We start from the raw sequence: 23,314 nt of genomic DNA, 5'->3' as shown, positions 1-23,314 counted from the left end.
TGCTTGGAGGGCTGGGCAGAGGTGGAAGACACGCGTGGGGTTCCCGTGAGCCGGCGGCAGGCAAAACGGTAATTTTAGGCGAGCGGCCCCAGGCAGGCCCCAGACCGGCTCTGAATAGGGGTGGGTGTGATAATCCGACCCCATGTCGATCACGATCAAAACCGAAGCGGACATCGCCGCGATGCGCGTGGCCTGCCGCCTGGCGGCCGAGGTGCTGGACGTCCTGGCTGCCCATGTCAAGCCTGGCGTCACCACCAATGAACTGGACCGCATTGCCCACGATCACATGGTGAACGTGCAGGGCTGCATCCCTGCTCCGCTCGACTACGCACCGCCGGGCTACCAGCCCTACCCGAAGTCGATCTGCACCTCGATCAACCACCAGGTCTGCCACGGCATCCCGAACGACAAGCCGCTCAAGAACGGCGACATCGTCAACTGCGACATCACCACCATCAAGGACGGCTGGCACGGCGACACCAGCCGCATGTTCGTGGTTGGCGAGGGCTCGATCGCCGCCAAGCGGCTGTGCCAGCTCACCTACGACGCCATGTGGAAGGGCATCGTGAAGGTGCGCCCGGGCGCGCGCCTGGGCGACATCGGCCATGCGATCCAGACCTTCGCGGAGAACCAGGGCCTGTCGGTGGTGCGCGAGTTCTGCGGCCACGGCATCGGCCGCAAGTTCCACGAGGAACCGCAGGTGCTGCACTACGGCCGCCCAGGCACGCTGGACGTGCTGCAGCCGGGCATGGTCTTCACGATCGAGCCAATGATCAACGCCGGCCGGCGCGAGATCAAGGAAGCCGGTGACGGCTGGACCATCGTCACCAAGGACCGCTCGCTGTCGGCGCAGTGGGAGCACACCGTGCTGGTCACCGCGACGGGCTACGAGGTGCTGACGGTGTCGCCCGGCATGCCGCCGATCCCGGCCTTTGTCAACGCGGGCGCCTGAGCGTGCCGGCGGGCGCGCACGGCCACCGTCCTGGTCACGGGGAAGGTCCTGATGCTTGATCTCACGGCACTGCGCAACGAGTTGCGCGAGCACCGCCGGGCGCTGATCGAGGGCTTCAGCAGCGCGCGCCCGACGGTGGAGGCCGCCGTGCGGCTGATCCGCCAGCTCAGCCGCGAGGTGGACGGCACGCTCCATCGGCTCTGGGAGGGCTCGACCCTGCCGCGTGGCGCGGCCCTGGTGGCGGTGGGCGGCTACGGGCGCGGTGAGCTGTTCCCCTATTCCGACGTCGATGTGCTGCTGCTGCTGCCGGGCGAATTGGAGACGGCTGCGGGCGCCAACGCAGGCGCAGCCGCGGCCGCGGCCGACGAGGCCCAGCGCGAATCTCAGCGCGAGTCGATCTCCGCCTTCATCACCGCCTGCTGGGACATCGGCCTGGAGATCGGCTCCAGCGTGCGCAGCGTGGCCGACTGCGTGCGCGAGGCGCGCAGCGACGTCACCGTGCAGACGGCGATGATGGAGGCGCGCTTCCTGGCCGGCTCACGCCGCCTGTACGACGAGTTCCGCCGTGCCACGCAGGCCGTGCTGGAGCCGGCGGTGTTCCTGCGCGCCAAGGCGCTGGAGATGGAGCAACGCCACGTCAAATATGAAAACACGCCCTACGCGCTGGAGCCCAACTGCAAGGAAAGCCCCGGCGGGCTGCGCGACCTGCAGGTGCTGCGCTGGGTGGCGCTGGCCGCCGGGCTGGGGCACTCCTGGCGTGACATGGCCACCAAGGGGCTGATCACGCCCTTCGAGGTGCGCCAGCTGCAGCGCAACGAGGGCTTCCTGAAGCTGGTCCGTACCCGGCTGCACGTGGTGGCGGGACGGCGCGAGGACCGCCTGATCTTCGACCTGCAGACCGCCGTGGCGGAGAGCTTCGGCCACACCCACACCGCCGAGCGGCGCGCCAGCGAGGCGCTGATGCGCCGCTACTACTGGGCGGCCAAGGCAGTGGCGCAGCTCAACCAGATCCTGATGCTCAACATCGAGGAGCGCGTCAACGGCTCGCAGGACGCGCCGATGCGGCCGATCAACGAGCGCTTCTTCGACCGCGGCGGCATGCTGGAAGTGGCCAGCGACGACCTGTACCAGCGCGACCCGCACGCCATCCTCGACACCTTCCTGACCTACCAGCAGGCGCCGGGCATCCAGGGCCTGTCGGTGCGCACACTGCGCGCGCTCTACAACGCCCGCGAGTACATGGACGCTGCCTTCCGGGCCGACCCGGAGAACCGCCGGCTGTTCCTGGAGATCCTCAAGCAGCCACACGGCCAGACCCACGTGCTGCGGCTGATGAACAGCAGCTCGGTGCTGGGGCGCTATCTCTGGGTGTTCCGCCGCATCGTCGGGCAGATGCAGCACGACCTGTTCCACGTGTACACCGTGGACCAGCACATCCTGATGGTCGTGCGCAACATGCGCCGCTTCTTCATACCGGAGCACACGCACGAGTACCCCTTCTGCTCGCAGCTGGCCGCGCACTGGGACAAGCCCTGGGTGCTGTACGTGGCCGCGCTCTTCCACGACGTGGCCAAGGGCCGGGGCGGCGACCATTCCGAGCTCGGCGCCGTCGAGGTGCGGCGCTTCTGCCGCGACCACGGCATCGAGCGCGAGGACGCCCGGCTGATCGAGTTTGTGGTCAAGGAGCACCTGACCATGTCGCGGGTGGCGCAGAAGGAGGACCTGTCGGACCCCGACGTCATCGAGGCCTTTGCCCGCCACGTCAGGGACCCGCGCCGGCTGACCGCGCTGTACCTGCTCACCGTGGCCGACATCCGCGGCACCAGCCCCAAGGTCTGGAACGCCTGGAAGGGCAAGCTGCTGGAGGATCTGTTCCGCGCCACGCTGCGCGCCCTTGGCGGTGCCAAGCCCAACATGGACGCCGAGATCGACCAGCGCCAGCAGGAGGCGCGCCAGATGCTCGCGCTGCACTCCATGCTGCCCGGTGCGGAGGAGGCGCTGTGGAAGACGCTGGACCTGAACTACTTCGCCCGCCACGACAGCGGCGAGATCGCCTGGCACGCCCGCGCCCTGAACCGCCGGGTCGACACCCCGACGCCGCTCGTCAGCGCCCGCCTCTCTCCGGTGGGCGAAGGGCTGCAGGTGCTGGTCTACGCGCCGGACCGGGCCGATCTGTTCGCCCGCATCTGCGGCTACTTCGATGCCGCGCGCTTCAGCATCCTGGATGCGCGCATCCACACCACCCGGGCCGGCTACGCGCTCGACACCTTCCAGGTCATCACCCCGGAGAGCAGCCAGGCCTACCGCGACCTGATCGCGCTGGTCGAGAACCAGCTCGCGGCCGCGCTGGTCAACGAAGGGCCGCTGCCCGAGCCGAGCCGCGGCCGGCTGTCGCGGCGCGTCAAGTCCTTCCCCGTCACCCCGCGGGTGCAGCTGCGCCCGGACGAGCGCGCCCAGCGCTGGCTGCTGTCGGTGTCCGCCAGCGACCGCTCCGGCCTGCTTTACAGCGTCGCGCGGGTGATCGCGCAGCACCACCTCAACCTGCAACTGGCCAAGATCAGCACGCTGGGCGAGCGGGTGGAAGACACCTTCCTGATCGACGGCCCGGCGCTGCAGCACAACCGCGGCCAGCTCGAGTTCGAGACCGAGCTGCTTGACGCGCTGGCCTGATCCGAGCGCCATCAGATCGCGTGTAGGAGCCACGCCACGCCCCCGAAGGAACGCACCGCAAATGGGCGTCCAATGGAGCCCATGCAAAATCAGCTAACCCGCGAGAACGTGATGCGACGCAACTTCCTGAATCGCCTGGGTGCGTGGGGTGCCCTGGGTCTGACTGGCCTGGGCCTGCTGGCTCCCGCCGCCGCGCGGGCACAGGACGCACCACCGTCCACCGGTGCCAGGTCGCGCACGCTGAGCTTCGGCATCGTGCCGCAGCAGTCGGCCAGCGAACTGGCGAGGCTGTGGATCCCGGTGATCGCCGGGCTGGCCGAGCGCTCGGGCGTGCCGCTGCGCTTTGCCACTGCCCCCGACATCCCGACCTTCGAGAAGCGCCTGGCCGCCGGGGCGTATGACCTCGCGTACATGAATCCGTACCACTACAGCGTCTTCGCCCGCCGGCCCGGCTACGTGGCCTTCGCCAAGGAGAAGGGCCGCCGGCTGCGCGGCATCGTGGTGGTGCGGCGCGACTCGCCGATCAAGGACATGACCGAGCTGGCCGGCAAGGCCGTGGCCTTCCCCGCACCCGCCGCGTTCGCGGCCACCGTGCTGGTGCGCGCCGAGTTCGAGCGCACCCATGTGCCGATCCGGCCGGTGTTCGTCAACTCGCACGAGTCGGTCTACCTGAACGTGACTCAACGCCAGTTCGAAGCGGGCGGCGGCATCCAGCGCACCCTGCAGACCCAGGACGCCGCCGTGCGCGACGAGTTGCGCGTGCTGTGGCAGACCAAGGACTACACGCCGCACGCCTTCGCGGCGCACCCGCGTGTGCCGGCCGCCACGCTGCAGTCCCTTCGCCAGGCCATGCTCGCGGCCGACACCGATCCGCGCAGCCGGTCGGCCCTGGATGGCATCGGCTTCAAGGGCTTCGAGGCCGCACAGGATGCCGACTGGAACGACGTCCGGGCCCTGGGCATCCAGACCCTGGCCGCGCTGCTGGCCGAATGAGCCGCTGACGATCCGCGGGTAGGCACACAACATGAGGCTGTCGTTCCGTCTCAAGACCATCCTCGGCGTGGCGGCCATCGAGGCGGTGCTGCTCACGGCGCTGGTGGTCAGCGGCGTGGGGTTCCTGTCGTCCTCGGCGGAGGCGGAGTTCGAGCGGCGCACCCAGGCCACCGTGAAGGCCTTCTCGGTGGTCGCCAAGGAGGCCCTGATCTCCAGCGACCTGGCGGCGCTCAACGCCTTGGCACGCGAGATGCTCACCTATCCCGGCGTGGTCTACGCCCGGGTGCGTGATGCCGACCACCAAGTCATCGCGCGGGCCGGCGACGCGGCCCAGCTCGACAAGTCGGTTGCCGAGAACCCGACGCTGGCCAGCGTGACCGATGGGGTGCTGCGCACCGGGGTCGACATCCAAGTGGGGTCGCAGCGGTTCGGGCGGGTCGAGATCGGCGTATCTGCCGGCGAGGTGCAGAGTGTGCAGGCCACCGCCCAGCGCTATGGCCTGGGCCTGGCTGCGCTGGAGATGCTGCTGGTGGCACTGTTCTCCTGGGCGCTGGGCGCCTACCTGACGCGCCAGCTGGCGCGCCTGTCCCAGGCGGCCAAGCGCATCGCCGGCGGCGAACTCGGCTACCAGATGCCGGTGCAGGGCGGCGACGAACTGGCCGAGACGGCCACCGCCTTCAACCGCATGTCGCTGCAGCTGGCCGACAGCTACGCCGCGCTGCACCACAACGAACAGGACCTGCGCCTGCGAGGCCACATCCTGGGCGCCATCGGCGTGGGCATCGTCATCGCCGACGCCCGCACGCCCGACCAGTCGGTGGTCTACGTCAACCAGGCCTTCGAGCGCATCACCGGTTGGTTGAGCCAGGACGTGCTGGGGCGCAACTGTCGCTTCCTGCAGGGGCCGCACACCGACCCCGCCGAACTCGGACGTCTGCGCGACGCGATCGCCGAGGGCCGTGACGTCGACGTGCTGCTGCTCAACTACACCCGCCAGGGTCGCCCGTTCTGGAACGAGTTGCACGTCATGCCGGTGCGCAACCACGCTGGCGAATTGACCCATTTCGTGGCCCTGCAGACCGACGTGTCCAGCCGCATCGAGGCCCAGCAGGCCATCACCCGCAGTGAAGAACAGCTGCGTCGGGTGCTCAACGCCACCCACGACGGCATCATCGTGATCGACGACCGGGGCGCGATCGTCTCCTTCAACGCCGGTGCCGAACGCCTGTTCGGCTACACCGTGGAGGAGGTACACGGGCGCAACATTTCCATGATCGTGCCCGAGCCGCACAGGGCGCATCATGACGCCTACCTGCAGCGCTACCTGGCCACCGGAGAGAGCCGCATCATGGGGTTGGAGCGTGAGTTCGAAGCCCAGCGCAAGGACGGCGTCTCGATCTGGATCGCGCTGCGCGTGGGCGTGCTCGAGGGTGAACCTGGCACTCCCGCCTCCCGCGATGGCCGGCGGCGCTTCATCGGCGTGGTGCACGACATCACCGAGCGCAAGCGCGGCGAGGTCGAGTTGCGCCATGCCAAGGAAGCGGCGGAAGACGCGGCGATCGCCAAGTCGGAGTTCCTGGCCAGCATGAGCCACGAGATCCGCACGCCCATGCACGGCGTGCTCGGCTCGATAGAGATGCTGCAGGACACCGCCCTGACGGGCCAGCAGCAGCGCTACCTGGAGACGGCCCGCACCTCGGCGGGCATGCTGCTGGGCGTGATCGACGAGATCCTCGACTTCTCGCGCCTGGAGGCGGGCAAGCTGCGCATCGAGGCGCTGGACTTCGACCCGCGCCGCACGGTGGAGGATGTGACCGCGATGCTCGCGCAGCGCGCCCACAGCAAGAAGCTGGAGCTGGCCTGCTACATCGCGCCCGAGGTGCCCGAGCTGATGCGCGGCGACCCGATCCGGCTGCGCCAGGTGCTGGTCAACCTGGTGGGCAACGCCATCAAGTTCACCGAACGTGGCGAGGTGGTGGTGAGCGTCAGCGCCGTGCCCGGGCTTGGCTCGGAGCGGGTGCTGCGCATCGAGGTGCGCGACACCGGCATCGGCATCGCGCGCGACAAGCAGGCCACGCTGTTCCAGCCCTTCACCCAGGCGGACAGCTCGATGAGCCGGCGCTTCGGCGGCAGCGGCCTGGGCCTGAGCATCGCCAAGCGACTGGTGGAGTTGATGCAGGGCTCGATCGGCTTCGAGAGCGTGGCCGAGCAGGGCTCGCGCTTCTGGTTCACCCTGCCGCTGCAGAGGGCCACAGCGGGCTCGCGCGACGCACGCAGCCGGGTCTTTGCCGGCACGCGGGTGCTGGTGGTGGACGACAACGCCACCAACCGCATCATCCTGCACCGCTACCTCACCGCCTGGGGCAGCCAGTCGAGCAGTGCGGCCAACGGCGAGGAGGCATTGGCCAAACTGCAGGACGCGGCCACCTCGGGCCGGCCCTACGAGATCGCCCTGCTCGACCTGAACATGCCCGGCATGGACGGTTACACCCTGGTGCAGCAGATCCGGCAGGATCCGGCGCTGGCGGCCATGCCGCTGATCATGCTGAGCTCGTCGGTGCAGGACACCGAGCGCATCGAGGGCCTGGGCGTGGACGTGTGGCTGGACAAACCGCTGCGCCAGTCCGACCTGCACGATGCCATCGCCACCGTGCTGCACCAACGCGCGCCGGTACCCGCGCCGCTGGCCGTGCCCAATGGCACCACACTGCAGTTCGCGGGCGAGCGCGTCCTGCTGGTCGAGGACAACCCGGTCACGCAGGACGTGGGCATGCAGATGCTGCGCAAGCGCGGCCTGGACGTCGAAGTGGCCGACGATGGCCGGCAAGCGGTGGACCGAGTCCGGCAACAGGACTTCGACCTGGTGTTGATGGACATCCAGATGCCCGGCATGGACGGCTATGCGGCCACCCGCGCGATCCGCGCCTGGGAGGCCGAGAACGGGCGACCGCGCATGCCCATCGTCGCCCTGACCGCGCATGCACTGCCCGCCGACCGCGACCGCTGCCTGGCCGCCGGCATGGACGACTACATCGTCAAGCCCTACAGCGCCCAGGCGCTGGCCACCATGGTGGCCCGTTGGCTGATGCCGCCAGGCGTCGTCGCAGCGGCCCATGTCGATACGGCCCCGGCCCCCCTGGGTCCGCTCGCCGATCCGGTGATCGACACCGCCCGTTACGCCCAGGTGTTGGCCGTGATGGGCGCGGCCATGGGCCCGCTGCTCGACAAGGTGATCGAGACCATGGACAGTGAGATCCGGCAGATCCTTGCGGCTGCCGGTGCTGCCGAAATGGGCACGTTGCGCGAGCTGATGCACCGACTCAAGAACACCGCCGGCGACATCGGTGCGACCCAGGTCTACGCCCTGGCCGCCACGACCGAGCGCCGGCTCATCGACGCCCCGGCCGCAACGCCCGATCTCGGCGCGCTGGACGCGGCCTGCCGCGCTGCGCTGGAGGCCATCCAGCGTCTGCGCGCCGACCTGCCCCCTGTCAACAGCCCGAACGGTCCGGACGGTCCATGACATCCTCCCCGCCCCCCGCTCCCCCGGCCCCTGTGCAGACGCTGGCACCGCCACAGGTCGCCCCTGACCGGGCCCCGCTGGCCAACCGCGACGCGGGCCTGACCGACCTCGGCGGCACGCCAGGCGGCCCCACAGCGGCCAAGATCCTGATCGTCGATGACGAAACGGTCACCCGCATGATGATCCGCCGGGTGCTGGAGGACACCGGCTACAGCGTCATCGAGGCCGAGGACGGCCAGGCGGCCCTGCTGCAGGCGGAGCAGGAACAGCCCGACCTGGTGCTGATGGACGTGCGCATGCCGGTGATGAATGGCTTCGACGCCTGCCGCGCGATCCGCCGCTCGGTGACCGGCCGGCACACCCCGGTCCTGATGCTCACCGCGCTCGACGACGTGATGGCGGTCACGCTGGCCTTCGAGGCCGGCGCGACAGACTTCATCACCAAGCCGATCAACTGGGCCCTGCTGGGACAGCGTGTGCGCTATGCGCTGCGCACCAGCACCACCGAGCGCGAGCTGCGCGAGAGCCAGCTCGCCCTTGCGCGTGCGCAGAAGATCGCCCGCCTCGGCCAGTGGCGACTGGACTTCGGCACCGGTCTGCTGCACTGCTCGCGCGAACTGCGCGACCTGCTCGGACTGGCAAGCTGCGACGGCATGCCGGTGCGCGACGTACTCGCCATGGTGGTGCCCGACGACCGCGTCCGGCTGCGCCGCTTCGTGCGCGACCTGCGCCACCATCAACGCGAACGCGAGCTGGAGATCCGTCTTGCCCCGCAGGAACTGGCCGCGCGCTACCTCTTCCTCTCCGGTGACGTGGTGCTCGACGACCAGGGCCGGCCGCGCGTGATCTTCGGCGTGGCGCAGGACGTCTCCGAGCGCCGCCTCGCCGAGGCCCGCCTGAGCTACTACGCCCATTTCGACGAGCTCACCGGCCTGCCCAACCGGGTGCTGTTCCGCGATCGGGTGCACACGGCGATCACCGCGGCCGAGCGCGGCGGACGGCCGTTCGCGGTGCTCGACATCGACGTCGATGCCCTGCAACGCGCCCAGGCCACGGTGACCCAGGCCGCGGGCGATCGCATCATCAAGGCGGTCGCCGAGCGCCTGGCCACACACCTGCGCGAGCGCGACTCGCTGTGCCGGCTGGAGGGCGACCGCTTCGCGATGCTGGTGACCGACGTCGGCCACGAGCTGGCGGTGGCCAGCCGGGCCCAGCGCCTGGTGGATACCTTTGCGGCACCGCTGGCGGTGGGCGATTGGGAGCTGCTCGCGGCCCTCAACGTGGGCGTGGCGATCTACCCGTCGGACGGGCGTGACGTCGACATGCTCCTGCAGCATGCGGGTGCCGCACGCGCCCGGGCGCGTGAGTCGAGCGGGTCGAGCTACCACTTCTTCACCGCGGACATGCACGATCGGGTGGTGGACCGCCTCACCACCGAAGTGGCCCTGTTCCGCGGCCTGGAGCGCGGCGAGTTCGAGCTGCACTACCAGCCCAAGCTGGACCTGCGCACGGGGCGGGTCACGGGTGTCGAGGCCCTGCTGCGCTGGAACCGCCCCGGCATGGGGCTGCAGATGCCCGACAAGTTCATCGACATCCTGGAGCAGACCGGGCTGATCATGGAAGCCGGCGAGTGGGTCCTGCGCGAGGCCTGCGCTGCGATGCGCCACCTGCCGCTGTCGGTTGCCGTGAACGTATCGCCGCGCCAGTTCCTGCACCCGCACCTGGGCGCACGGGTGATGCGCACACTCGAGGAGATCAACTTCCCGGCCGACCGGCTGGAGCTGGAGATCACCGAGCAGATCGTGGTCGAGGACGAAGAAGGCGCCATCGAAACGCTGCACGACCTGGCCCGCCGGGGCATCCGCGTGGCGCTGGACGACTACGGCACCGGCTTCTCCTCGCTGCAGCGCCTCAAGCGGCTGCCGCTGCACACGCTGAAGATCGACAAGTACTTCGTGATGTCGCTGGTGACCGACAAGGCCGACGCGGCGATCGTGCACTCCACCATCGACCTGTGCCACCAGCTCGGCATCCAGGTGGTTGCGGAGGGCGTGGAGGACGACGGCGCGATGCGCATGTTGCAGACCTTCGGCTGTGACGTCGGCCAGGGCTACGGCATCTGCCGCCCGCTTGCCCTGCCGGCACTCGACGCCTGGATGGCGGCGGTGCCAGTCGGTCCGAAGCCGGCCTGAGCCGGCTCAGTCAACACCTCAACCGTCGTTCGCCGCCTCCCCGCGGGGGCCCAGGCGGGCACCGTCGGCAGCCCTGCGCTCCCCCGCTGCAGCCAGGGCGAGATCCAGCAACTCGGCGGGCTGGCGCGCGTGCAGCGGGTGCAGCGCCACGCCGGTGGATACGCCCACCAGCACCGGCTGCCCGGCAAAGCTCAGCGGAGCCTGGAGCGAACGGGTGAGCTTATCCACCACCTTCTGGGCGTCCTGCGGCGCGTCGAGCCGGGTCAGCAGCACCGCGAAGCTGTCCGCGTCGAGCGCGGCCACCACGTCGCTCGACCGCAGGCCAGCGCGCAGGCGCACCGCCAGCTTGCGCCGCAGCGTCGGTGCTGCCGCCGCGCCCAGGCTGGCGTCGCAGCCGGCCACGTTGCCGAGCCGGAACACGGCCAGCGCCATCGGTGCAGGCTCGCGCTCGCGCAGCGCACAGAGCTGGTGCAGCAACTCCATCAGCTGGGTGCGGTTGGGCAGGCCCGTGTCCAGGTCGATCGACCAGGCCCGCCGTACATCCTCCTGCTGCTGCCAGCGCCGCACCGCCAGCGCCACCGCGCGGGACAGCTCGGCCGCATCGACGCGTTCGCGCGACAGCACGTCCTGCACCCCTGCGCGCAGCCAGGACCAGCACTCGGCGCGGCCAGGCGCCGACGCGATGACGAGCACCGCGCAGCGGCGTGCCGCAGTGGACAGCCCCGCCCAGTGCGGCGGCACCTGCGCCAGCAGGCTCGCATCGATCACCATGGCGTGGGGAGCCGCATCGCCCTCCAGCGCGCGCTCGGCCGCGTCCAGGGTGGCGCCATGGCGCCAATGCAGTGGGCCGAAGGCGGCATCGGCAGCCGTGGGCGTTGGCCAGCCGATGCAGAGCACCTGCAGTGGTGAAACGTCTGCGATGTCAGTGAAGGAAGCCATGGCGGAACGGACGCGACCCTGGCGCGGTCCGATGCGGTCTGTAACGGGGGCGATCATGCGCCAAGGCGGCTTCCCCGCCTAGAAAGCCCCCACACGGCCGCGAGCGACCGCGCCGGGAGTGTGACTTGCGTCGCGCCAGCGTGGAATCGCCACACAGGCGCTGAGTCGCCTTCGAGCGGACAGGCAGCCCGCCCCACCTCACCCTTGCCAGGCGCCGATCGGCTGCGTCAATCGCTCCTGCAGGAACTCGACGAAGCGCTGCGTCTTTGCAGGCAGCAGGCGTGTCTCGGTGAGCGCATAGACCGGCGTTGATTTGCCCTGCCAGTCCGGCAGGATGCGGCGCAGCCGCCCCGCGGCCAGGTCGTCGGCCACGATCTCCTCGGGCAGCAGGATCACCCCCATGTCCAGCGTCGCCAGGCGGCGGAGCATGCCCACGCTGTTGGCCAGAACCCGCCCGCCGACCTCGACCTCGGCCACCTCTGCACCCCGGTACAAGGTCCACGGGCCGGCTTTGGGAAAGGCCAGGCATTCGTGCTGCGCCAGGTCTGCGGCGTGCGCCGGCTCGCCCCGGGCCTGCAGGTAGCGCGCAGAGGCATAGAGCCCGGCCGGCAGGCGGGCCAGCAGCCGGGCGATCAGGTTCGAGTCGCTGAGTTCGCCCATGCGGATGGCCACATCGAAGGGCTCGCTGACCAGGTCGACCCGCCGCGGCGTCAGGTCGAAATCGAAGGTGATGCCGGGATGGCGCCGCGCGAATTCCGCGATCAGCGGCGCCATGTAGATGGTGGCGAAGTCCACCGGCAGCGACGCACGCAGCACGCCGCTGGGCTGCGCCAGCAACTCGCCCAGCTGCTCATGGGCCAGCCGAGCCTCGTCGACGATGCGCCGGCAGCGTTCGTAGTAAATCTGCCCGGCCTCGGTCAATTCCACCCTGCGTGTGGTGCGGTGCAGCAGCCGCAGGCCGATGGCCTTTTCCAACGCGCTGATGCGCCGCGACAGGGTGGAGTTCGGCACCCCGGTGGCGTCGGCCGCTCGCTTGAAGCTCAGGGTGCTGGCGACCTCCACAAACAAGGCCATGTCGTTCAGCAGCTGCATGCGGATTGCGCCATTTTTGGATCAATGACTTCCATCGTACCCACTTTATCCCCAGGGCAGAACAACAGAAGATCCGTCCATCGCCACCCCTCCTGTCCAAGGAACCGACCATGAGCCAACTCCTCACCCCCGTCCGCATCGGCCGCGCGCTGGCACCCAACCGCCTGGTGATGGCGCCGATGACCCGCTCTCGCGCCGATGCCGATGGCGTGCCCAGTGACCTGACGGTCACCTACTACGCCCAGCGTGCCAGTGCGGGCCTCATCATCACCGAGGGCGTGTTCCCGTCCGCGATGGGCAAGGGCTACGTGCACACACCCGGCATCGAGACTTCCGTCCAGGTCGCCGCCTGGAAGCAGGTGACCGAGGCGGTGCACGCCCAGGGGGGCCGCATCTTCATGCAGCTGATGCACTGCGGCCGGGTGTCGCACCCGTCGCTGCTGGGCGGCGCCACGCCGGTGGCCCCTTCAGCCATCCGGCCCGAAGGCCAGGCCTGGACGCCGGTCGGCCAGGTCGACTTCGTCACGCCGCGCGAACTCAGCGTCGCCGAGATCGCCGGTGTCGTCGACGAATACCGCCAGGCCACCCGCCGTGCCATCGAAGCGGGCTTCGACGGCGTGGAACTGCACGGTGCCTCGGGCTACCTGCCCGAGCAGTTCCTGTCCTCGGGCAGCAACCAGCGCCAGGACGCCTACGGCGGCTCGGTCGCGAACCGCGCCCGCTTCCTGCTGGAAGTGCTCGCCGCGATGGTGGCCGAGGCTGGCGCCGACCGCGTGGGCATCAAGCTGTCGCCGGAGATGAACTACAACAGCATCACCGATGCCGCTCCGCAGGAGACCTACGCCTACTTGGTCGACCAGCTGCGCGGCAAGGGCCTGGCCTACCTGCACGTGGCGCTGTTCGGCGCGGCCTTCGACTACCACGCGCTGCTGCGCCCACGCTTCGACGGTGCCTACCTGGTCGGTGGCGGGCTCACGCAGGACAGCGCCGAGAAGCTGCTGGCCGAGGGCCGTGCCGATGCCGTGGTGTTCGGCAGCGCCTTCCTGGCCAACCCGGACCTGCCGGAGCGCTTCCGCGTCGGCGCGGCGTTGAACACGCCCGATCGCAACACCTTCTTCGCACCGCCTACCGCGCAGGGCTACATCGACTACCCGGCGCTGGCGGCTTGACCGGAACGGGCCACACCAGCGAGTCACCCCAGCGAGCCACGAAAGGCGAATCGCCATGACCACCATCGCCCGCATGCAGCGCGCCAACCGCGGGCAGCAGTTCCGCGCCTACCGCCTGCATGCATCCGACCCCGCATTGCTCGATCCCTTCATCGGCATCGACCACGCCTGGATGAGTGCACCGACCTTCCCGCCGCATCCGCACGCGGGCTTCTCGGCGGTGACCTACCTGTTCCTGGATTCGGAAACCGGCATGGCCAACCGCGATTCACTGGGCACGCGCAACCTGATCGAGCCGGGTGGCCTGCACTGGACCGCTGCCGGCCGCGGTGTGGTCCATGAGGAGTACCCGGCCGTGACGGGCGACACCACGCACCTGCTGCAGATCTTTGTCAACCTGCCGCGGGACCGCCAGGGCAACGCGCCGTTCGCGCTGACCCTGGCGCCCCAAGACGTGCCCGTGGTGGAGCGGCCCGGATCACGGGTCCGCGTCCCGCTGGGCCGCTTTGGCGGTGTCCATTCGCCGCTGACGCCACCGACCGACGTCACCTTGCTGGACGTCACGCTGGAAGCCGGTGGCGAACTGGACATTCGCATCCCCGCGGGTCAGCGCGCCTTCTTCATGCCGATCCATGGGAGCGCAGAACTCGACGGCCTGAGCGTCGGTCTCGACGACCTCGGCGCGCCGATCCTCCCGGTCGACGATGAGGTGACGACGCACAAGCTCGTCGCCAAGGCGGGCGCGGCCCAGGTCGCCGTATTCATCGGCAGCCCGCTGCGCCAGCCCTTGTTTTCAAACGGGCCCATGGCCTTTGCAAGCCAGGAGAGCCTGATCGCGGCCACTGCCGCTTACCAACGGGGCGAGATGGGCCACCTCTGAAGGCATCCGCCCGCCCCAACCCACCAGGAACCACACCATGAAAATCGAACGATTCACCGCCGAGAACTCCGCCCTGCTGCTGATCGACCATCAGGTCGGCACGATGAAGCTGATCAAGAACATCGACCGCGAGCAGGCTGCGAAGCAGTCCATCGCGCTGGCCAAGATGGCAAAGATCCTGAACCTCCCCGTCGTGATCACCTCCAGCCAGGAAGAGCGCGCGCAGGGCCCGATCCTGCCGGAGATCGCTGAAGTCCTGCCCGAAGCGAATGCAGCGCGCATCAAGCGCCCCGGCGTCGTCAACGCGTGGGCCTACGCGGACTTCCGCGACGCGGTGCTGGCCACCGGCCGCAAGAACCTGATCATGGCCGGCGTCACCACCGACGTCTGCCTCATCTTCCCGGCCATCGACGCGGCGCAGGAAGGCTTCAACGTCCAGGCGGTGATGGACGCGTCGGGCTCGCCCAGCCTGCTGTCCGAAGAGTTCTCGCGCCAGCGCATGCACGACGCGGGTGTGGTGCTGACCGCCACCAACACGCTGATCGCCGAAATCGCCCAGGACTGGTCCACGCCGGCCGGCCAGCAGTTGATCACCCTGCTGTTCACCGACGTCTTCCCGGCTCTGGGCGCGAGCATCGCGTAAGCCAGGGGCCCATCCGGATACCGGCGCCAAGGCGATCTTCCTGGACGAAGAGACCGAGGTCGAGCTGGTCGGCGTCGACCCGGCGCGCGGCCAAGCGTTGATGGTGCGCCTGCGCGCGCACATCCTGCAGCCTCGCTTCGCCTACACCCACCACTGGCAGGTCGGCGACGTCGTCTACTGGGACAACCAGGTCACGCTGCACGCGCGCACGCCCTTCGACGCCAGCGAGCGCCGCGTGCTCAAGCGCATCAGCCTGGCGGGCAGACGGCCGTTCTGAACGCCCTGCGGCCGGCCCTCAGTCACGACCCGCGGCCGACCAACCACCCGCTGAGCAGGTGAGTGGTTCTGGGTCGCTCCAGACGCGCCGCAGGTCATCGCCCGTGACCCGACAACTACTCCCACTCGATCGTCGCGGGCGGCTTGCTGCTGACGTCGTAGGTGACCCGGTTGATGCCGCGCACCTCGTTGATGATGCGGCTGCTAACCCGCTTCAGCAGGCTGTAGGGCAGCTCGGCCCAGTCGGCGGTCATGAAGTCGCTGGTCTGCACGGCGCGCAGTGCGACGACGTAGTCGTAGGTGCGGCCATCGCCCATCACGCCGACGCTCTTGACCGGCAGGAAGACGGCGAAGGCCTGGCTGGTGAGGTCGTACCAGGTCTTGCTGGTGTGCTCGTCCACCGTCTTGCGCAGTTCTTCGATGAAGATGTGGTCGGCGCGCTGCAGCAGCGTGGCGTACTCGGCCTTGACCTCGCCGAGGATGCGCACGCCCAGGCCGGGGCCCGGGAAGGGGTGGCGGTAGACCATGTCGTGCGGCAGCCCCAGGGCCACGCCCAGCTCGCGCACCTCGTCCTTGAACAGTTCGCGCAGCGGCTCCAGCAGCTTCAGGCCCAGCGTCTCGGGCAGGCCGCCGACGTTGTGGTGGCTCTTGATGGTGGCCTTCTTGGTCTTGGTGCCACCGCTCTCCACCACGTCCGGGTAGATGGTGCCCTGGGCCAGCCACTTGGCTCCCTTGTTGGTACCGCTGGCCGTGTCCTGGCCCTTGAGCTTGGCCGCCTCGGCCTGGAAGACCTCGACGAACTCGCGGCCGATGATCTTGCGCTTCTGCTCGGGGTCGGTCACACCCTTCAGGTGGCCCATGAACTGGTCCTGGGCCTGCACGTGCACCACCTTGGCATGCAGGCGGCCGGCGAACATCTCCATGACCATCGCGCCTTCGTTCAGGCGCAACAGGCCGTGGTCGACGAAGACGCAGGTGAGCTGGTCGCCGATGGCGCGGTGGATCAGCGCCGCCGCGACGGAGGAATCGACCCCGCCGGACAGGCCGAGGATCACCTCCTCGTCGCCCACCTGCTCGCGGATGCGGGCCACCGCCTCCTCGATGTAGTTGCCCATGATCCAGTCACCGCGGCAGCCAGCGATCTCGCGCACGAAGCGCGTGAGCAGCGCGGTGCCCTGCAGGGTGTGCGTCACCTCGGGGTGGAACTGGACAGCGTAGAAGCCCTTGTCCTCGTTGGCCATGCCGGCGATCGGGCAGCTGGGCGTGCTGGCCATCAGCTTGAAGCCGGGCGGCAGCTCGGTGACCTTGTCACCGTGGCTCATCCAGACCTTGAGCATGCCGTGACCTTCGACGGTGCGGAAGTCCTCGATGCCGTCCAGCAGCTTCGTGTGGCCGCGCGCGCGCACCTCGGCGTAGCCGAACTCGCGGTGGTCGCTCCACTCGACCCTGCCGCCCAGCTGGGCGGCCATGGTCTGCATGCCGTAGCAGATGCCCAGCACCGGCACGCCCAGGTCCCACACGATCTGCGGCGCACGCAGTTGGTGGTCCTCGTAGGTGCTGGCGTGGCTGCCGCTCAGGATGATGCCCTTGGGCGCGAAGGCGCGGATGGTCTCCTCCGAGACGTCGTTCGGGTGGATCTCGCAGTACACGTGGGCCTCGCGCACGCGCCGGGCGATCAGCTGGGTGACCTGGGAGCCGAAGTCAAGGATGAGGATCTTGTCGTGCATCGTGGGATCGCTGAAAGCGGAGGTTGTCAGGCCACGGCCTGCGCCGCGGACAGGCGCTGGCGGCGGAAGTGGGCCAGGGCCAGCAAAGCGCCCAGGGCTTGCAGCCCGGCGCAGAAGAAGAACGGCAGGCCGATCCAGGGATCGCCCGGCGGCCGGTGGGACACCAGACCCAGCAACGCGGCGCTGACCACCGGCGCAGCCACCGCGGTGAGGCTGTTGAGCGAGGCCATCGAGCCCATCGTCTGGCCCTGCTCATGCGCCTGTGCGGCATTGGAAAGCAGGCTGGTGATGGAGGCCTGGGCGCCACCGCCGATGACCGCGCCGATGATGATCACCACGAACATCATCCAGCCCTCGCTGGCCAGGCCAAAGCCCAGGTAGGTGATCGACGAGCCGAGCAGGCCGAAGGCAGCCAGCTTCTTGGGTGAGAAGCGCTTGAGCATGTGCTTGAGCAGGAAGCCCTGCACCAGCACCGCCATCACGCCCACCGCGAAGAGCGACTTGCCGTTCTCCGCCGGACCCCAGCCGAACTTGAAGGTGGTGTAGAGCACCCAGGCGTTGTGCAGCGTGAACTGCGCCAGCGAGGCCAGCGCCGCCACCGCCACCAGCGGGCCGACACCGCGCAACTGCGACAGCCCCTTGAGCGCAGCCACCGGGTTGGCGCGTTTCCAGTCGAAGGGACGGCGGCGCTCGGCCGGCAGCGACTCGGGCAGGACGAAGAAGCCGTACAGCCAGTTCAGCAATGCCATGCCGCCAGCCACGAAGAAGGGCAGATGGACGTTCATCGAGCCCAACCAACCACCCAGCGCCGGCCCGAGCGTGAAGCCCAGGCCGAACATCGCGCCGATCAGGCCGAAACGGCGGGCCCGCTGCTCAGGCGGCGTGATGTCGGCCACGTAGGCGTTGGCCACCGCGGCGTTGGCCTGCATCGCCCCGGAGAACAGCCGCACCGCGATGATCATCCACAGCGCCGTGGCCAGACCGGTGACGATGAAGCTCAGCGCCAGCCCGGCAAAGCCGATGAGCAGTACCGGTCGGCGGCCATGCTGATCGGACAGCGCCCCCAGGATCGGCGAACCGAAGAAATTCGCCACCCCGAAAGTGAAGGCCACCACGCCGAACCAGAAGGTCTGCTCGGTCGGGTTGGCCGTGAAGGTGCCGACGATCACGGGCAGCACCGGCACGATCAGCCCGATGGCGATCATGTCGATCAGCACCGTGATCAGGATGAAGGGCATCGCCGCCGTCCTGGACGCCCCCCGTCCGGCGGGTACGCCGGCCGACCCCCCGGGGGGGTGCGGGCCGGCTTGGGGCGGCCCGGCGCTCGCCCCGCTTTTGTCTTGAGTCATTCGCCCGCCTATTCCATGCGGTAGTTGGGCGCTTCCTTGGTGATCTGCACGTCGTGGACGTGGCTTTCGCGGATGCCGGCCGCGGTGATCTCGACGAACTCGGCCTGATCGCGCATCTGCTCGATCGTGGCCGCACCACAGTAGCCCATCGACGCGCGCAGGCCGCCGGCCATCTGGAAGATGATCGAGACCATCGAGCCCTTGTAGGGCACGCGGCCTTCGATGCCCTCGGGCACCAGCTTGTCGGCGTTGGGGTTGCTGGTCTCGTCGGCTTCCTGGAAGTAGCGATCGGCCGAGCCGGCCTTCATCGCGCCGATCGAGCCCATGCCACGGTAGGCCTTATAGCTGCGGCCCTGGTAGAGGATGACCTCGCCCGGGGCTTCTTCGGTGCCGGCGAACATGCCGCCCATCATCACGGTGTGCGCGCCTGCGGCGATCGCCTTGGCGATGTCGCCGGAGTAGCGGATGCCGCCGTCGGCGATCAGCGGCACGCCGGTGCCACGCAGCGCCGTGGCCACATTGTCGATCGCGGTGATCTGCGGCACGCCCACACCCGCGACGATGCGGGTGGTGCAGATCGAACCCGGGCCGATGCCGACCTTGACGCCATCCGCCCCGGCTTCCACCAGCGCCAACGCGGCTGCACCGGTGGCGATGTTGCCGCCGATCACTTCCACCTGCGGGAAGTTCTGCTTCACCCAGCGCACCCGCTCGATCACCCCGTGGCTGTGGCCGTGCGCGGTGTCGACGATCAGCGCGTCCACGCCGGCCTTGACCAGCAGCTCGACGCGTTCCTCGGTGCCCTCGCCCACACCCACCGCCGCGCCGACGCGCAGCTTGCCATGGGCGTCACGCGCCGCGTTCGGGAAGGTGGTCTGCTTGGTGATGTCCTTGACGGTGAACAGGCCGCGCAGCTGGTCGCTGTCGTTGAGCACCAGCACCCGCTCCAGCTTGTGCTGGTGCATCAGCGCCTTGGCCTCGGCGAGCGACGCGCCCTCCTTCACCGTGACCAGGCGCCCGCGCGGCGTCATAATCTCGCGCACCGGGGCATCCAGCCGGGTCTCGAACCGCAGGTCACGGCCCGTGACGATGCCCACCACGCGGCCCTCGTCCACCACCGGGAAGCCGGAGATGCCGTGCGCTCGCGACAACTCGATGACGTCACGCACGCGGGCGCCGGGCGCGATGGTGATCGGGTCCTTCAACAGGCCCGATTCATAGCGCTTGACCCGCGCCACTTCGGCCGCCTGGGCCTTGGGTGGCAGGTTCTTGTGCACGATGCCGATCCCGCCTTCCTGGGCGATCGCGATCGCCAGGCGGGCCTCGGTGACCGTGTCCATCGCCGCGGAGACGATGGGCAGGTTCAACTCGATGTTGCGGGTGAAACGGGTGGCCAGCGACGTGTCGCGCGGCAGCACCTGGGAGTACGCGGGGACCAACAACACATCGTCGAAGGTCAGCGCTTTGCCGAGAAGGCGCATGGGAGAGGCTCCAGACGCAAAAGGAGATTATACGGAGTCGTTACAGCCCGCGCCCTGCCTGAAGCATCCGGCAACCTGCAGGCGGCCCACCGCCGGGGCCTCGCCGCTACACTCATTGCATGACCCCGCGAGCCTCGCCCCCTCCCCTCCGGCACCTCGCGCCGCGCATCGCCATCGGCGCACTCTGCCTGCTCTGTGCCGGCCTGGCCGGTGCGCAGACCCAGTGGAAGTGGCGCGATGCGGCCGGACGCATCCAGTACAGCGACCGCCCGCCGCCAGCCTCGGTACCTGACAAGGCCATCCTGGCGCGCCCTCTCGCGACGCCCGCCAACACCAGCCCGACACCTGCGGCGGCCTCGGCGCCAACCTCGGCAGTGGCGCCAGCCAGCGCAGCACCGGGGAACAAGGCGGTCGAACCTGTGCTGGAAGAGAAACGCCGCCAGGCCGCCGCGGCCGAAGCCGCCAAGCGCCAGGCCGAGGAGGACAAGCTCGCCCGCCAACGCCAGGAGAACTGCCTGCGCGCCCGCGACTACGCCCGCAGCCTCGAATCGGGACAGCGCATCACCCGTACCAATACCCAGGGCGAGCGCGAGTTCCTTGACGACGCCCAGCGGGCGCGAGAGCTGAACCGTGCCCGCGAAGTCATCGGCAGCGAGTGCCGCTGACGCCGCCCGGGCTCAGGCTCCTTCAGGCTCCTGGCCTGCCGAAGCGGAAGTGGAAGAAGAAGAAGAAGAAGAAGGCGCGCTGACACCGCGCACGCGCTGGCGCGGTTGCCGCTTGCGCTGCCCCTGGGCGCGGTAGCGCAGGCGGCGGGCCTCCTTGGGGTCGACCTGCAGGCTGCGGCACAGCGCGATGCGGTCGCCGTCGTGCAGCGGTGCATCGCCCGCTGCGGATTTCCCCCACACGGCGCACACCAGACCGGCATCGGCCGCCAGCGCCGGGTAACGCTGCAGCAGGCCGCTGCGCTCGACCGCCTGCCCCACCGTGCTGCCGGCCGGCAGCCTCAGCGGCACCGCATCGATGTGGCGAGGGCCGGTGCTGCACACCACCTCGACGCACAGCAGGCCGTCTCCCGCCGATTCAGCGCCGCCCATAGACCTGCTCGGCTCGGGCGACGAAGGCATCGACGAAGGTGTTGGCGATCTTGTCGAACACGGGGCTCACCACCGCCTCCAGCGGGCGGCTGGAAAAGGCATAGCTCAGGTCGAACTCGATGCGGCAGGCCTGCGGCCCGGCGTCAGGCGTACAGGCCGCGGCCGGGCCGATGGGCAGGAAGCGCCACTCGCCCTGCAGGTGCGAGAACGGCCCATCCACCAGCGCCATCGTCAGGCTGCGCTCGGGCACCATGCGGTTGCGGGTCGTGAAGGCATGCCTCACCCCGGCATAGGCCAGGTGCAGGCGCGCGGTCAGCCCGCCCTCCTCCTGCGCGAGGACCTCACCCTTCTGGCACCAGGGCAGGAACTTCGGATAGGACGGCGCGTCGACCACCAGGTCGTACATCTCCCGGGGGGAGTACCAGATCAGGACGGACTTCTTGACGTGCTTCATACAATCCCCGGATTGTATTGAGCCGGCCCGACCGGCCTGCCCGAGAAGCCCCCGCCATGAGCGCCATCGCCGAAAACAAGAAAGCCCTGTTCAACTACCAGATCGAGGAGCGCTACGAGGCGGGCATCGTGCTGCTGGGCTGGGAGATCAAGGCCATCCGCAGCGGCCAGGTGCAGCTCACCGACGGCTACGTGGTCATCAAGGACGGCGAGCTGAGCCTCATCGGCCTGCGCATCAACCCGCTGCGCAGCGCATCCACCCACGTCAACCCGATCGCCGACCGCATCCGCAAGCTGCTGATGCACCGGGCCGAGATCCGCCGCCTGATCGGCAAGGTCGAGCAAAAGGGCTTTACCCTGGTGCCGCTGAAGCTGTACTACAAGGGCGGGCGGGTCAAGGTGGAACTCGCACTGGCCAAGGGCAAGGCCGAGCACGACAAGCGCAACACGATCAAGGACCGCGAGTGGGAGCGGGAAAAGGGCCGCCTGATGAGATCGAAGATCTCATCAGGTCCGAAGGAGTAGCGGCGCGAGCCGCGACGGCCCTTTCGGCGCAGCCAAAAGGGCCGTCTGATGCGGCACAAGGTGTCGAGCGGCGGCAAGGAGTGACCCCGGGGTGCCGCTCCGGTGCCCCTGCCGATCGACCCGTCAGGCGGGCAGCACGGCCAGCGCCCGCTCCAGATCCCGGATCAGATCCCCCACGTCCTCCAGCCCGATGCACAGCCGCACCAGCGTGCCCTGGTAGGGCGTGGGCAGCTGGCGCATGCGCCGGGCCTCATAGGGCGCCACCAGGCTGACCGGGCCGGCCCAGGACCAGCCGATGCGGAACAGCCGCAGCGCGTCGATGAAGGCGTCCACCTGCGCGCTGCCGTAGCGCGGCTGCATCTCCAGCGTCAGCAGGCCGGCGGCCAGCTCGCAGTGGGCGGCCCAGTGCTCGTGGCCGGGCGAACCCGGCAGCGCCGGGTGCAGCACGCGGGAGAACTCACCGCGTGTGAGCGCCCAGGCAGCGATGCGGCGGGCGGCCTGGTCCTGCGTGCGGTAGCGCAGCTCCATCGTCGGCAGCCCGCGCAGGATGGCCGCGGCATCGTCGGCGCCGACGCCGAAGCCCAGGCGGCTGTGCGTCCAGCAGAGCCGCTCGTGCAGCGCGCGGTCGCGGCAGGCCACCGAGCCCATCAGCACGTCACCGCCGCCGGAGGGGAACTTGGTCAGCGCGTGCACTGCGATGTCCACCGCCTGCCCCTCCCCCGTCCCGTTCCCCAGATCAAAGGGCTTGAAGGCCAGCCCCGCGCCCCAGGTGTGGTCGATGGCGATCAGCGCCTGCGGGGCCCGCTCGCGCACGCAGCGCACCAGGCCGCGCAGGTCCGGGAACTCCATCGTCACCGAGCCGGCCGCCTCCAGCCAGACCAGCTTGGTGGCCGGCGTCAGCGCCTGGGCCAGCGAGGCGACGTCCAGCGGGTCGTACATCTGGTGGCCGATGCCCCAGCCGCGCAGCTCGTGCTGGGCCAGCGCGAGATTGGGGCCGTAGACGTTGTCCGGCAGCGCCACCTCGTCGCCGGCTTTCAGCAGCGCCAGATCCACCAACGTGATCGCCGCCAGCCCGCTGGGCAGCAGCATCACATGCTCGGCCCCCTCCAGTTCGGCCAGGCGGGCCTCCAGCGTGTAGGTGGTGGGCGTGCCCTTCAGGCCGTAGGTGTAGGCACTCTTGTCGATCCAGCGCCGCTCGCGCAGCGCCTGCACGTTCGGGAAGAAGACGGTGGAGGCCTTGAACACTCCGGGCGGGATGGCGTCCCAGTCCGCCGGGGCGCGGTAGGCGTGGTGGATGAGGCGGGTGGCGAGGGCATCGCCCTCGGCCGGTTCGGAAACGTCATGGTCGGCCATGGC

General features: G+C 69.4%; 18 protein-coding genes and 1 pseudogene. 11 read left to right on the top strand and 8 right to left on the bottom strand.

Annotated elements, in window-relative coordinates; all coding sequences use genetic code 11:
- Positions 1-142 precede the first annotated feature (142 nt).
- From map to NGK70_RS13240, 5 genes are all read left to right on the top strand, one after another.
- A complete protein-coding gene (map, locus tag NGK70_RS13260) occupies positions 143-952 on the top strand; it encodes a type I methionyl aminopeptidase (protein WP_251969018.1) in 810 nt (269 codons plus the stop codon).
- Between the two features lie 51 nt (positions 953-1,003).
- On the top strand, positions 1,004-3,622 hold the full coding sequence (locus NGK70_RS13255) for a [protein-PII] uridylyltransferase (RefSeq protein WP_251969017.1): 2,619 nt from the start codon (positions 1,004-1,006) through the stop codon (positions 3,620-3,622).
- Between the two features lie 81 nt (positions 3,623-3,703).
- Positions 3,704-4,615 carry a phosphate/phosphite/phosphonate ABC transporter substrate-binding protein gene (locus NGK70_RS13250; RefSeq protein WP_251969016.1) on the top strand — a complete coding sequence of 304 codons (912 nt, stop codon included), beginning with the start codon at positions 3,704-3,706 and terminating at the stop codon, positions 4,613-4,615.
- 31 nt (positions 4,616-4,646) lie between these two features.
- Positions 4,647-8,138: a response regulator gene (locus tag NGK70_RS13245; RefSeq protein WP_251969015.1), complete on the top strand. Its 3,492-nt coding sequence runs from the start codon at positions 4,647-4,649 to the stop codon at positions 8,136-8,138.
- Positions 8,135-10,330, top strand: coding sequence for a putative bifunctional diguanylate cyclase/phosphodiesterase (locus tag NGK70_RS13240; RefSeq protein ID WP_251969014.1), 2,196 nt, complete (start codon positions 8,135-8,137; stop codon positions 10,328-10,330). The genes NGK70_RS13245 and NGK70_RS13240 overlap by 4 nt, the downstream gene beginning before the upstream one ends.
- Before the next feature lie 18 nt (positions 10,331-10,348).
- Here the strand turns inward: NGK70_RS13240 and NGK70_RS13235 are convergent, their stop codons facing one another.
- The gene (locus tag NGK70_RS13235) at positions 10,349-11,269 is read right to left on the bottom strand and encodes a diguanylate cyclase domain-containing protein (protein ID WP_251969013.1); all 921 of its coding nucleotides are present in this window, start codon (positions 11,267-11,269) and stop codon (positions 10,349-10,351) included.
- Between the two features lie 198 nt (positions 11,270-11,467).
- Positions 11,468-12,361 (bottom strand): LysR family transcriptional regulator, encoded by an 894-nt coding sequence (locus NGK70_RS13230; protein ID WP_251969012.1) that lies wholly within the window; start codon positions 12,359-12,361, stop codon positions 11,468-11,470.
- 110 nt (positions 12,362-12,471) lie between these two features.
- Between NGK70_RS13230 and NGK70_RS13225 the strand changes: the two genes are divergently transcribed.
- The 4 genes and pseudogenes from NGK70_RS13225 to NGK70_RS13210 all read left to right on the top strand — a co-directional run.
- On the top strand, positions 12,472-13,530 hold the full coding sequence (locus NGK70_RS13225; protein WP_251969011.1) for an alkene reductase: 1,059 nt from the start codon (positions 12,472-12,474) through the stop codon (positions 13,528-13,530).
- Between the two features lie 55 nt (positions 13,531-13,585).
- Positions 13,586-14,410 (top strand): pirin family protein, encoded by an 825-nt coding sequence (locus NGK70_RS13220; protein WP_251969010.1) that lies wholly within the window; start codon positions 13,586-13,588, stop codon positions 14,408-14,410.
- Between the two features lie 37 nt (positions 14,411-14,447).
- Positions 14,448-15,053 carry an isochorismatase family protein gene (locus NGK70_RS13215; protein WP_251969009.1) on the top strand — a complete coding sequence of 202 codons (606 nt, stop codon included), beginning with the start codon at positions 14,448-14,450 and terminating at the stop codon, positions 15,051-15,053.
- Between the two features lie 22 nt (positions 15,054-15,075).
- Positions 15,076-15,330, top strand: a pseudogene (locus NGK70_RS13210) (TauD/TfdA dioxygenase family protein); the annotation flags it as partial.
- A 115-nt stretch (positions 15,331-15,445) separates the two neighbouring features.
- Here NGK70_RS13210 and guaA read toward each other — a convergent pair.
- The 3 genes from guaA to guaB all read right to left on the bottom strand — a co-directional run bounded on the left by guaA (position 15,446) and on the right by guaB (position 19,886).
- Entirely contained in the window at positions 15,446-17,056 is a 1,611-nt protein-coding gene (guaA, locus tag NGK70_RS13205; protein WP_251969008.1) for a glutamine-hydrolyzing GMP synthase, read from the bottom strand.
- 26 nt (positions 17,057-17,082) lie between these two features.
- The gene (locus NGK70_RS13200; RefSeq protein WP_251969007.1) at positions 17,083-18,294 is read right to left on the bottom strand and encodes an MFS transporter; all 1,212 of its coding nucleotides are present in this window, start codon (positions 18,292-18,294) and stop codon (positions 17,083-17,085) included.
- A gap of 119 nt (positions 18,295-18,413) precedes the next feature.
- Positions 18,414-19,886: an IMP dehydrogenase gene (gene guaB / locus NGK70_RS13195; protein WP_251969006.1), complete on the bottom strand. Its 1,473-nt coding sequence runs from the start codon at positions 19,884-19,886 to the stop codon at positions 18,414-18,416.
- Between the two features lie 119 nt (positions 19,887-20,005).
- Here guaB and NGK70_RS13190 point away from each other — a divergent pair, with 119 nt between their 5' ends.
- Complete coding sequence (locus NGK70_RS13190) at positions 20,006-20,551, top strand: DUF4124 domain-containing protein (protein ID WP_251969005.1); 546 nt, start codon at positions 20,006-20,008, stop codon at positions 20,549-20,551.
- A 12-nt stretch (positions 20,552-20,563) separates the two neighbouring features.
- Here the strand turns inward: NGK70_RS13190 and NGK70_RS13185 are convergent, their stop codons facing one another.
- Both NGK70_RS13185 and NGK70_RS13180 read right to left on the bottom strand, forming a co-directional pair.
- Positions 20,564-20,980 carry an RnfH family protein gene (locus NGK70_RS13185; RefSeq protein ID WP_251969004.1) on the bottom strand — a complete coding sequence of 139 codons (417 nt, stop codon included), beginning with the start codon at positions 20,978-20,980 and terminating at the stop codon, positions 20,564-20,566.
- On the bottom strand, positions 20,967-21,434 hold the full coding sequence (locus NGK70_RS13180) for a type II toxin-antitoxin system RatA family toxin (RefSeq protein ID WP_251969003.1): 468 nt from the start codon (positions 21,432-21,434) through the stop codon (positions 20,967-20,969). Before NGK70_RS13180 ends, NGK70_RS13185 begins: the two co-directional genes overlap by 14 nt.
- Before the next feature lie 56 nt (positions 21,435-21,490).
- Here NGK70_RS13180 and smpB point away from each other — a divergent pair, with 56 nt between their 5' ends.
- The gene (smpB, locus tag NGK70_RS13175) at positions 21,491-21,958 is read left to right on the top strand and encodes an SsrA-binding protein SmpB (protein ID WP_251969002.1); all 468 of its coding nucleotides are present in this window, start codon (positions 21,491-21,493) and stop codon (positions 21,956-21,958) included.
- A gap of 123 nt (positions 21,959-22,081) precedes the next feature.
- Here smpB and NGK70_RS13170 read toward each other — a convergent pair whose 3' ends face one another.
- The gene (locus NGK70_RS13170; RefSeq protein WP_251969001.1) at positions 22,082-23,311 is read right to left on the bottom strand and encodes a PLP-dependent transferase; all 1,230 of its coding nucleotides are present in this window, start codon (positions 23,309-23,311) and stop codon (positions 22,082-22,084) included.
- Positions 23,312-23,314 lie beyond the last annotated feature (3 nt).

This window comes from Sphaerotilus microaerophilus (assembly GCF_023734135.1).
Lineage (GTDB): Bacteria > Pseudomonadota > Gammaproteobacteria > Burkholderiales > Burkholderiaceae_C > Sphaerotilus > Sphaerotilus microaerophilus.
The sequence above is the reverse complement of the archived record's forward strand: the minus strand, read 5'-3'. Positions and strand labels throughout refer to the sequence as shown.

Coding starts and splice junctions, on each gene's coding strand:
- guaA (WP_251969008.1), bottom strand. CDS start 17,056: ATGCACGACAAGATCCTCATCCTTGACTTCGGCTCCCAGGTCACCCAG.
- NGK70_RS13240 (WP_251969014.1), top strand. CDS start 8,135: ATGACATCCTCCCCGCCCCCCGCTCCCCCGGCCCCTGTGCAGACGCTG.
- NGK70_RS13225 (WP_251969011.1), top strand. CDS start 12,472: ATGAGCCAACTCCTCACCCCCGTCCGCATCGGCCGCGCGCTGGCACCC.
- NGK70_RS13170 (WP_251969001.1), bottom strand. CDS start 23,311: ATGGCCGACCATGACGTTTCCGAACCGGCCGAGGGCGATGCCCTCGCC.
- NGK70_RS13245 (WP_251969015.1), top strand. CDS start 4,647: ATGAGGCTGTCGTTCCGTCTCAAGACCATCCTCGGCGTGGCGGCCATC.
- guaB (WP_251969006.1), bottom strand. CDS start 19,886: ATGCGCCTTCTCGGCAAAGCGCTGACCTTCGACGATGTGTTGTTGGTC.
- NGK70_RS13200 (WP_251969007.1), bottom strand. CDS start 18,294: ATGCCCTTCATCCTGATCACGGTGCTGATCGACATGATCGCCATCGGG.
- NGK70_RS13255 (WP_251969017.1), top strand. CDS start 1,004: ATGCTTGATCTCACGGCACTGCGCAACGAGTTGCGCGAGCACCGCCGG.
- NGK70_RS13235 (WP_251969013.1), bottom strand. CDS start 11,269: ATGGCTTCCTTCACTGACATCGCAGACGTTTCACCACTGCAGGTGCTC.
- NGK70_RS13250 (WP_251969016.1), top strand. CDS start 3,704: ATGCAAAATCAGCTAACCCGCGAGAACGTGATGCGACGCAACTTCCTG.
- smpB (WP_251969002.1), top strand. CDS start 21,491: ATGAGCGCCATCGCCGAAAACAAGAAAGCCCTGTTCAACTACCAGATC.
- NGK70_RS13180 (WP_251969003.1), bottom strand. CDS start 21,434: ATGAAGCACGTCAAGAAGTCCGTCCTGATCTGGTACTCCCCCCGGGAG.
- NGK70_RS13220 (WP_251969010.1), top strand. CDS start 13,586: ATGACCACCATCGCCCGCATGCAGCGCGCCAACCGCGGGCAGCAGTTC.
- NGK70_RS13190 (WP_251969005.1), top strand. CDS start 20,006: ATGACCCCGCGAGCCTCGCCCCCTCCCCTCCGGCACCTCGCGCCGCGC.
- NGK70_RS13230 (WP_251969012.1), bottom strand. CDS start 12,361: ATGCAGCTGCTGAACGACATGGCCTTGTTTGTGGAGGTCGCCAGCACC.
- map (WP_251969018.1), top strand. CDS start 143: ATGTCGATCACGATCAAAACCGAAGCGGACATCGCCGCGATGCGCGTG.
- NGK70_RS13215 (WP_251969009.1), top strand. CDS start 14,448: ATGAAAATCGAACGATTCACCGCCGAGAACTCCGCCCTGCTGCTGATC.
- NGK70_RS13185 (WP_251969004.1), bottom strand. CDS start 20,980: ATGGGCGGCGCTGAATCGGCGGGAGACGGCCTGCTGTGCGTCGAGGTG.